This is a genomic window from Aequoribacter sp. (genome assembly GCF_965659035.1).
Lineage (GTDB): Bacteria > Pseudomonadota > Gammaproteobacteria > Pseudomonadales > Halieaceae > Aequoribacter.
Window position 1 is genome coordinate 1 of sequence record NZ_CBFHWH010000150.1, and the last position, 2,338, is coordinate 2,338.

3 protein-coding genes are annotated in these 2,338 nt (G+C 53.9%); all 3 read left to right on the forward strand.

Going from position 1 to position 2,338, the window contains the following annotated elements:
• Positions 1-215: hypothetical protein (locus tag ACTF5Z_RS11890; RefSeq protein ID WP_438985823.1), on the forward strand; the 215-nt coding region annotated here is incomplete at its 5' end.
• A gap of 89 nt (positions 216-304) precedes the next feature.
• Positions 305-1,210 carry a 30S ribosomal protein S6--L-glutamate ligase gene (rimK, locus tag ACTF5Z_RS11895; RefSeq protein ID WP_423854742.1) on the forward strand — a complete coding sequence of 302 codons (906 nt, stop codon included), beginning with the start codon at positions 305-307 and terminating at the stop codon, positions 1,208-1,210.
• Between the two features lie 154 nt (positions 1,211-1,364).
• The coding region (locus ACTF5Z_RS11900; RefSeq protein ID WP_438985824.1) for a succinylglutamate desuccinylase/aspartoacylase family protein at positions 1,365-2,338 on the forward strand (974 nt) is incomplete at its 3' end.

Sequence of the window (2,338 nt, forward strand, 5' to 3'; positions counted from 1 at the left end):
ATAAATGTTTAACGCCCCGCCGTCACGTCTCAGCCAATTTCTTGCGGACCGCTGCAGGGCCATCCGTGGCACGCTACGCACGCGACGTCCTGTCGCGTGACGTTCCGCGCGAAACAGGCTGCAGCCGCTTGGCTCAATCAGACGCTACGCCGCATTTTCGTGGTGAACAACTCGCAGACTTAGCGCAAAATTCACGCCTTCCGCGCGCTAGGTGAAAACTAGGTCCTATGCGACAATGCTAAGCATCGGTTGACGCAAGCAACCCTCCCGAGCCTTCGTTCGGGCACACACATTAGAGAGATACATGAAAATCGCAATTCTTTCCCGCAACCCCCGTTTGTACAGCACTCGCCGGCTGGTCGAGGCGGCGCAGGCACGTCATCACGAAGTGCGTGTGATCGACCACATGAAGTGCTACATGGATATTACTAGCTCGAATCCGGCGATTTGGTACGAGGGTGAAAAGCTTGAAGGGTACGACGCCGTCATTCCCCGTATTGGGGCGTCAGTGACGACCTACGGTGCGGCTGTCATTCGCCAGTTCGAGATGATGGGGGTGTATTGCTTGACGGGGTCTATTCCTCTGGGCCGCTCTCGCTCGAAGCTGCGCGCCTTGCAGCTCTTGTCACGCAAGGGTATTGGAATGCCAAAAACCGGTTTTGCGCACGATGTGCACAATACGCGTGAACTGATCAAGCTGGTGGGTGGTGCGCCGTTGGTGGTGAAGCTGTTAGAGGGCACGCAAGGCCGAGGTGTCGTGTTAGCCGAGACCATAAAAGCGGCGGAGTCGGTGATCGATGCTTTTTGTGAGCTTAAGGCAGATTTCTTGGTGCAGGAGTTTATTAAAGAGGCCGGCGGTTCTGATGTGCGCTGTTTTGTAATTGGTCGTAAAGTCGTCGCCGCCATGGAACGTACAGCGCAAAGCGGTGAGTTTCGTTCCAACCTGCACCGCGGTGGTTCGGCTGAGGTAACCAAGTTAACACCTACCGAGAGACGCACAGCAATTAAAGCGGCTCAAGCGATGAGCTTACACGTAGCAGGGGTTGATATTCTTCGCAGTGCGCGCGGGCCCTTGGTGATGGAGGTGAATTCATCGCCCGGCTTGCGTGGTATCGAAGAATCGACGGGTATTAATGTGGCGAATAAGATTATTCGGTTTGTTGAAGAGCACGCCAAACCTTTAACCTTGCGTGGACACGCTAAAGGTTAGAGACGTCGCGTTCGAAACACAATAGCAGCGCTCTGGATATGTCGCGCGCTGGCAGATGTTAGTATCAAGACCCAAGTCGCCGCAGAGCGCGGAGGGTGAAAAAGAAGTATTTACCTTGTCTTTACAGCACGCTGTGCTTGTTAGAAGGAGATAGATGGCAGGGCCAATGGTGATCGGCGGAGTCGAGATACTCCCAAATACGCGTCAGATCGTGAACATCCCGGTCGCCCCGGTTTACACGCAAGACAGCTTGAGTTTGAACATTAACGTGGTGCGGGGCAGGCGTCCTGGCCCAACCTTGTTTGTGTGTGCCGCTATTCATGGCGATGAGATTAACGGGGTGGAGATTATCCGTCGGCTGTTGATGAGCCGCATGCTGGATAAACTGCGCGGTACCTTAATTGCCATTCCTATTGTCAATGTTTACGGGTTTGTGAATCAAACGCGTGAGCTCCCCGATGGGCGCGATTTAAATCGCAGCTTCCCCGGCTCCGCGAGCGGGTCCTTGGCAGCGCGGATTGCCGAAACCTTTATGAGCGAGATCGTTGCGCATTGTACTCACGGTATCGATTTGCATACGGGTGCCCGACACCGCAGTAACTTTCCGCAAATTCGCGCGAATCTGCTTGACCCCGAAACGCTGGCTATGACCAATGCTTTTGGTGCGCCCATTGCGATTAACGCCCGAATTCGAGATGGCTCGTTACGACAAGCTGCGGCTGAGAAGGGTGTTCCCGTCTTGTTATACGAGTCATGCGAGGCTCTGCGTTTTGACGAAATTTACATCCGCGCCGGTGTCAAAGGTATTTTGAATGTCATGCGTCACATTGGTATGTTGCGCAAAAGTCGCGGTAAAACCAAACCACCTATGATCAGTGAAAAAACCGCTTGGGTTCGCGCGCCGGATAGCGGTGTGCTGCGGGTATTGGTCTCGCTGGGTGAGTTAGTCGAAGAAGGCCAAGTGATCGGTATTATTGCCGATCCTTTGGGTACACAAGAGGTCGCGGTGGTTGCCGATCAAACGGGTATTGTGATTGGCAGGACCAATTTGCCTCTGGCGTACGAAGGCGATGCGTTGTTTCACATTGCTCAAGTCAGTTCAGAGAACGACTGGAAGCTGGAGGCGTT